Here is a 7,271-nt window from a genome sequence, read left to right on the forward strand (position 1 = left end):
ACCGCGTCCTCGTCGCGGGTGGCGGCGCGATCCGAATGATCACCATCGCGCCCGAACGCGACGGGGCCCTTGCCGCGATCGCGCAGATCGTCGACGCGGGCGTGGTGGCCGCCGTTGGACACACGGAGGCCACCTACGAGTGGACCAGGGCGGCGATCGCGGCGGGCGCGACGGTCGGCACCCACCTGTTCAACGCGATGCGGCCGATCGACCGACGCGAGCCAGGACCGATCGTCGCCCTCCTCGAAGACCCGCTGGTGACCGTCGAGTTGATCACCGACGGCGTACACGTCGACCCCGCCATCTACCGACACGTCACGCGCAGCGCGGGCCCCGACCGGGTGTCACTGGTGACCGACGCGATGGCGGCCACCGGGATGGCCGACGGCGTCTATCACCTTGGCCCGCTGGCGGTCGACGTCGTGGACGGGGTGGCGACGGTATCGGGAACGGACACCATCGCGGGCAGCACCGCCACCATGGACCGCGTGTTCCGCTTCGCCGTCGCGCACAGCGGGCTCGCCCGCGACGCGGCCCTGCTCTCGGCGGTGCGGCAGGCGTCGCTCAATCCCGCTCGGGCACTGGGCTTGCCGAGTCCGGACCTGGTGGCAGGGGCCACCGCGAACCTGGTGGTGCTGGACGATGACCTCGCCGTGGCGGGCGTGCTGCGTCGGGGATCCTGGGTCGTCGAACCCGAAGGCGCGCGCCCCGAGCGAGGGCCGCTATCGTGACCGACGGTGACTACTGATGGAGAACGACGGCGTCCCTCGGGTTTCGGTGAGCGAACCGCGCTCCTGATCGGCGGTGGTTCGGGCATCGGCCTCGAGGTCGCGCGTCGCGTCGTCGACGCGGGCGGGAACGTCATCCTGGGCGGGCGCACGCAGTCGAAGTTGGACGCAGCCGTCGGTGAACTGGGGACCCGTGCGCGCGCCGCGCTTGTCGACACGTCCGACGCCGGCTCCCTCGCTGCGTTGGTCGCGGACATCGAGGTGGTGGACGCGGTCCTGACGACCGCGGCCGAATACACCACGGGATCGCTGCGCGACCTCGACGAGGCGACTGCGGCAACGCCTTTCGATTCCAAGTTCTGGGGGCAGTACCGGGTCGTCAAGGCCGTTCTGGACCGCCTGGCGCCCGATGCGTCGATCGTGCTGATGTCGGGCGCCGCGAGTGTCCGCCCGCCGGGCCCCGCGCCGGCGTATGTCGCCGCCAACGCCGCCATCGAGGGCCTGGCCCGCGGGCTCGCCGTGGAACTGGCCCCGATCCGGGTGAATGCCATCGCGCCGGGGACGATCGACGGGAGTCTGTGGAGATCGCGCGAGGAGTCGGTCCGCGCCGCGGCCTTCGCGCAGTACGGCCGCGACGCGCTGCTCGGCAGACCGGGGACCGAAGCCGAGATCGCAGAGGCAGTTCTCTACCTATTCACCAACACCTACACGACGGGTTCGACGCTCTACCCCGACGGCGGCTACGCCTTGCGGTGAACCGCCGCCAGCATCGGAGTGAGCGCGTCGACGAGCGGTTCGACGTACCTTCCGTGATCTGCTGGGTCGGCCGGCGCCTCGAACTCGGCGACCTCGATGCCGACGATCTCGTTGTGGCTCAGCCGCGCCGAGACTGCGGCGAGGTCGTCCAGAGAGATCCCGCCGGGCACGACGTACTCGGTCGGCACGGTGCCGGGCTGCAGGACGTCGCAGTCGAGGTGGAAGTAGACGGGATGCGCGCCGACGTAGTCGTCGAGAGCATCGAGCAGGGACGCCCCGACGGCCAACTTGATGATTCCCTCGTCGACCAATGTCTGCTCTTCCGCGTCGAGGTCGCGGGATCCGCCGAGCACGACGCGATCCGGCGTCAGGCCCGAGCCAAGTCCGGAGTCCCACCAGCCCATCGCGGCACCGAGTACCAGGCCACCCAGATATCCGGTGGTGGTGTTCTCCGGCGTGTTCAGGTCGCCATGGGCGTCGAACCACACGACCATGGCGTCGGGTCGCAGTGTCGCAATGACCGGCAGGGTCGCGAGTGCGGCGGCGCATCGGGGGAGCGCCGCGACGGGGACGTCTCCCCGGTCGAGGATGCGGCGATGTTCATCCTGAAGTTCGAGCAATCCCGGCCTGGCGGCGGCGAGTGCGGCGTCCCAGTTCCGGTGGATCGCGGGCTCGGGCTTCCCGATCACCGTGGCCTCGCGGTCGAGCCGACGGCCCAACTCCTCCCCGACGACGGCCGCGCCCAGCATGCCGCGGCCATTGCGGTCGCCCGCCCCGCCGACGAACGTCACGGGGCATGGTGTGGTCCGGGCCGGTGCCATGGTGGTGACGCTATCGATGCTCTCGCGGGGGTGCCAATCATTTTGAGTCACCGCTCGCAGCTGGACTCGACGTTCTCGTATCAAGATCCAAGGGAGCATCCTCGGCGGTTACGATCACGTTCGGGGGTGAGGACCATGAGCTCAGCGCGCACCGTGGACACGCGCGCTTCCGTGGGCTGGTTGCGGCGTTTTGCGCGTACGACACCCGGTGTGGTCGGCACGGTCGCCGTCGTCGTCGCGGTGTTCTGCGTGATCGCAGGTGTCGTGGTCGGGGGCCAGCTGGATGGCCGGATCTCCGAGCACGACTCCCTGCTCGACAGGTCCGAGCCGTTCGCCTATTCCGCGCAGAAGCTGTACGCCGCCCTTTCGGCCACCGACGCCGCCGCGGCCACCGAGTTCCTTTCCGGCGGACTCGAGACGGCCCCGATGCGGGCGCGATATCAGCAGGCGTTGGCCGACGCCGCATCGGCGCTGACCGATGCGACCGCGGGTGCCACCGACGCAGGCACCCGGATGGCATTGGCTCAGATATCGGCCGAGCTGGCCGCCTATACCGGGCAGGTCGAGTCGGCGCGGGCCAACAACCGGCAGGGGTTCCCCGTCGGATCCGCCTATCTGCGGGAAGCGTCGGCGTTGATGCAGACCTCGATGCTGCCCAGTGCCGAGCGGATCTACGCAGGCGGTCTCGCCGCCGTCGAGGGGGATCAGAGGGCGGTCGCCTCGCTGCCGACGTTCGGCCTGGTGCTGCTCCTCGTCGTGCTGGTGGTGATCGGCGTCGGCTCGCTGATCCTGGTCGGACGGACGAACAGGCAGTTCAACAAGGGACTGGTGGGCGCGGCGGTGGTCGTGCTGCTGGTGATCGCGTGGATCGTCGTCGCCAACCGTTTCGCGGCGAGCAGCATCGAGCAGAGCCGCATCGAGGGGACCGCACGGTTCGAGAAGCTCGCCAAGGCGCGTGTCCTCGCCCAGAAGGCAAGGACCGACGAGACCCTGCAGTTGATCGCGCGCGGCGACATCACGGCAGGCGAGAAGTCGTTCACCGATCACGTCGGCGAATTGTCCGCTCTGCTGGACCAGGGACCCGCAGCTGCGGCCGACGGTGTCCTCAAGTGGAGGGCCAGCCATCGCGCACAGGTGGAGGCTTACCAGGGCGGTGACTATCCGGCCGCCGTCGCGCAGGCGATCGGTGACGTTCCCGAGGCGTCGGCGGCACAGTTCGCCGTCGTCGAAGCCAGCTTGAGTGAGGCGATCGAACGGACCCGCGCAACGTTGCGCGACGACGTGTCACGTGCGGGAGCGCGGCTGACGTGGAGTCCGACCGGGACGCTCGTGCTGATGGTGGTCGCCGCGGCCGCGGCCGTCGTCGGTCTGTGGCCGCGGCTCAAGGAGTTCCTGTGAGAACGCGATTCGTGGTGGCGCTGCTCGCCCTCGCCCTCGCGCTGGCCGGGGCGGGATGCGGAACGCCGACGTCGCCGCAGGCGGTCACCGTGTCACCCGTCAACGCGATGCCCGCAGGCGCCGAGGAGGTCACGACCGCGCCAGCGGCGGGCAACGCGAACTGCGACAGGGAGGCCAGCCTGCGTCCCGGCGTGCAACCCAGTCCTGGTGCCATGCCACCCGGTTCGACGATGGCGGCGATCGCCGAGCGCGGCAGGCTCGTCGTCGGCGTCGACCAGAACACCTTTCTCTTCGGCTTCCGGAACCCGGCCACGGGCCAGTTGGAGGGCTTCGACATCGACGTCGCCCGCGAGATTGCGCGTCGCATCTTCGGCGATCCGAACCGGATCGATCTGAGGGTCGTCGACGCCAGTCAGCGTGAATCGGCGTTGCAGTCAGGTCAGGTGGACATGGTGGTCCGCACCTACTCGATCACCTGCGACCGCAAGCAGTACATCGCCTTCTCCACGCCGTACTACTACGCGCAGCAGCGCATCCTCGCCATCAAGGGTTCGGGAATCCGTTCTGCCGCCGACCTTTCGGGCAAGCGAGTTTGTGCGGTGCGTGGCACGACATCGTTGTCGGCGTTGTTCGCGCTCGATCCGAGGCCGACACTGTTCGGGGTGAGCAACTGGACCGACTGCCTCGTCATGTTGCAACAGGGACAGGTCGACGCCATCAGCACCGACGACGCCGTGCTGGCCGGGCTCGCAGAGCAGGACCCCAACGTGGAGTTGGTCGGACCCAGCATCGCTGCCGAGCCCTACGGCATCGGGATCAAGAAGGAGAACGAGGACCTGGTGCGGTTCGTCAACGGTGTCCTCGACGAGATGCGCGCCGACGGCACGTGGGAGCGCCTCTACCAGAACCGGCTGCTCATCCTCGGACCCTCGCCGGGCCCGCCACCGGCGCGGTATGAGGACTGACTCGTGACCGTGCTGACCACCGAAGAGATCGATCGCGAAATCGACTCGCGCACCAAGGAAGTCACCGCAGCATCGGTGACACTCGTCGAGCTCGACACCCACCCGGGCCTGCTGCACGTCCGCCGCTACCCGCCGACCGGCGTCACGGCACAGCGGTGGGCGCAGATCGAGAAGGCGCTCGCCGAGCTCTGGGAGGACGTCGGGCGGATGACGTCGATCCTCGACTCGGCCAAGGCGGTGCGGGCGCGTCGCTCGAAGCTGGACGACGACGACCGCGCGGAGTTGACCAGATGGCTACGCGAGCGCCCGCTCGAGGTGTCGCGCGAACGAATCCCACTGGCGCAGCGGATGATCACCGGTCCTGGTGAGACGGTCGGCTACGTCGGCCTCGGCGACATGGTGGACGACATGCGCGCTGCCTACCCGGCCGTTGCCGAGTTCCTCGATGCCGTCGACCGGATCAACTCGCTGATCGTGGATCGTCTCGGGCCGTTGCGGCAGCGCCTCGACGACGCAGGTGCGGCCTTCCCCAAGGAAGTCGCCGAGCTGTTGGCGGTTTCGGCGACCGATCCGCTGTCGCTGACACCGGAGGACGTCGAGAAGCGGGTCCGGGTGATCGCCGACGACGTCGAGCGGCGATCGGGCGAGCTCGCCGAACTGGCGGCGCTGCAAGCGGACTGGAAGGGTGCTCTCGCGGCGACGGCCACCCAACTCGACGACTTGCGCAACGCGGTGGACGGCGCGGCGGAAGTGCGCGCACGCGCCGAGCGGGACGTGGTGTCGGGTCCGTTGCCGGTACACGACGACGCCGAGCCGGGCCTGCGGGCACAGTTCACGTCCATCACCACGACGGATCCGGCGGCGCTGCGCTCACTGCGGCGCCGCATCGCCGCGGCGCTGGCCGTCGTGCACGAGGACCACGAGCTCGCGCAGGGGCTGCTCGACCGTCGCACCGAGCTCAAGGGCCGGCTCACGGCGTACCAGGCGAAGGCGGCCAGGCTGGACCTCGGTGAGGATCGGGATCTCTTGGCGTCCAGCCGGATCGCCTCCGGGTTGTTGCATCGCAGACCGTGCGACCTCCGTGCCGTGACCAGGGCCGTCGCGGACTATCAGCAGTTGCTCGTCGAGAGGCAGGGGAGCGCGAGATGAACTGCGCCGAACCGGGATGCGGCGGGACCGTCGTCGACGGCTACTGCGACGTGTGCGGCACCGCCCCTGCGCCGCCGAGCGCGGCACCGTCGACCGCCACCTCCGCCGCGGGGTCGCGGGCCACCGCGGCGAGCCGCCCGACCGCTCGCTCGACGGGGACGGCACGTACGGGGTCGTCGCGCTCGTCGAGCTCACGTGGCCGTCTCGGCGCAGGGGTCGTCGTGATGCCGCGGGTTCCGCGCGGGAACCCGGCGGCTGCGATCCTGAGCGACCCGAAGGTGCCGGAGGGCAGCAGATTCTGCGGCAACACCGGCTGCGGTAAGCCCGTCGGACGTGGCGCCGACGGGAACCCTGGACGCACGGAGGGCTTCTGCACCCAGTGTGGCACGCGGTTCTCCTTCATCCCCAAGCTCTCTCGCGGCGATGTCGTCGGTGGGCAGTACGAGGTGCAGGGGGCGATAGCGCATGGCGGCCTCGGCTGGATCTACCTCGCGGTCGACCGGAACGTACACAACCGCTGGGTCGTGCTCAAGGGCCTGCTGAACTCCACCGATGCCGACGCCATGGCGGCCGCCGCCGCCGAGGTCCTCACGCTCTCGGAGGTGGAGCACCCCAACATCGTCCGGATCTACAACTTCGTCGAGCACGTGGATGCCTCCGACCCCGCGGGCGTACCGGTCGGCTACATCGTGATGGAGTACGTGGGCGGCACGTCGCTCAAACAGATTCGCAAGGCCCGCAACGGTCCGCTGCCTGCCGACCAGGCCGTCGCGTACCTCGTCGAGATCGCGCCGGCGGTCGCCTATCTCCACACCCAGGGTCTGGCCTACTGCGACTTCAAGCCGGACAACGTGATGCAGACCGACGAGCAGCTCAAGCTGATCGACCTCGGTGCGGTCATCGCCATGGACGACGAGCAGAGCGCGATCTTCGGCACGGTCGGCTACCAGGCGCCCGAGATCGCCAAGACCGGGCCGACCGTCGCCAGCGACGTCTACACGATGGGGCGAACGCTCGCCGTGCTCGTCATGGACGTACCACAGGAGCACGGCCGCTTCGTCGATCAGCTGCCCGGTCCCGACACCGTGCCGGTGCTCGCGAAATACGAGTCGCTGTATCGCGCGATCCTGCGTGCCACCGACCCCGACCCGGCAAGGCGCTTCTCGTCGGTCGAGGAGTTCGCCGATCAGCTGACCGGCGTGCTGTACGAGATCGCGTCGGTCGATGCCGATGTCGCACAGCCACGGATGTCGAACTACTTCAGTCCGCAGCGCGACGTGTACGGCGCGGGCCGGGACGTGGCGGTGAGAGCGGGCCGGGTGATCGCGGCACTGCCGGTGCCCGTCGTCGACCCGAACGACCCAGGTGCCGCGCTGCTCGCCACCACCAGCGGGACGCCGCCCGCCCAGCTCGAGCACGCCCTGCACCTCGCCAGGGGCGGCACGAATCAGGGC

At 69.5% G+C, this 7,271-nt stretch carries 7 protein-coding genes; 6 read left to right on the plus strand and 1 reads right to left on the minus strand.

The window, feature by feature from the left end:
* A partial coding sequence (locus tag ACRDUX_RS15400; protein WP_526414887.1) for an N-acetylglucosamine-6-phosphate deacetylase occupies nucleotides 1–731 on the plus strand: 731 nt, incomplete at its 5' end.
* 6 nt (nucleotides 732–737) lie between these two features.
* Nucleotides 738–1,484, plus strand: coding sequence for an SDR family NAD(P)-dependent oxidoreductase (locus ACRDUX_RS15405; RefSeq protein WP_526414888.1), 747 nt, complete (start codon nucleotides 738–740; stop codon nucleotides 1,482–1,484).
* Here the strand turns inward: ACRDUX_RS15405 and ACRDUX_RS15410 are convergent.
* Nucleotides 1,469–2,305, minus strand: coding sequence for an arginase family protein (locus ACRDUX_RS15410; RefSeq protein ID WP_526414889.1), 837 nt, complete (start codon nucleotides 2,303–2,305; stop codon nucleotides 1,469–1,471). The genes ACRDUX_RS15405 and ACRDUX_RS15410 overlap by 16 nt on opposite strands.
* A 135-nt stretch (nucleotides 2,306–2,440) precedes the next feature.
* On the opposite strand from ACRDUX_RS15410, the gene ACRDUX_RS15415 reads away from it, so the two are divergent.
* From ACRDUX_RS15415 to ACRDUX_RS15430, 4 genes are all read left to right on the plus strand, one after another.
* Complete coding sequence (locus ACRDUX_RS15415) at nucleotides 2,441–3,703, plus strand: GlnX family signal transduction membrane protein (RefSeq protein WP_526414890.1); 1,263 nt, start codon at nucleotides 2,441–2,443, stop codon at nucleotides 3,701–3,703.
* On the plus strand, nucleotides 3,700–4,668 hold the full coding sequence (locus tag ACRDUX_RS15420) for a glutamate ABC transporter substrate-binding protein (protein ID WP_526414891.1): 969 nt from the start codon (nucleotides 3,700–3,702) through the stop codon (nucleotides 4,666–4,668). Before ACRDUX_RS15415 ends, ACRDUX_RS15420 begins: the two co-directional genes overlap by 4 nt.
* A 3-nt stretch (nucleotides 4,669–4,671) precedes the next feature.
* Nucleotides 4,672–5,817, plus strand: coding sequence for a hypothetical protein (locus tag ACRDUX_RS15425; RefSeq protein WP_526414892.1), 1,146 nt, complete (start codon nucleotides 4,672–4,674; stop codon nucleotides 5,815–5,817).
* Nucleotides 5,814–7,271: serine/threonine-protein kinase (locus tag ACRDUX_RS15430; protein WP_526414893.1), on the plus strand; the 1,458-nt coding region annotated here is incomplete at its 3' end. The genes ACRDUX_RS15425 and ACRDUX_RS15430, both read left to right, overlap by 4 nt.

This window comes from Mycobacterium sp., from assembly GCF_050701675.1.
GTDB lineage: Bacteria > Actinomycetota > Actinomycetes > Mycobacteriales > Mycobacteriaceae > Mycobacterium.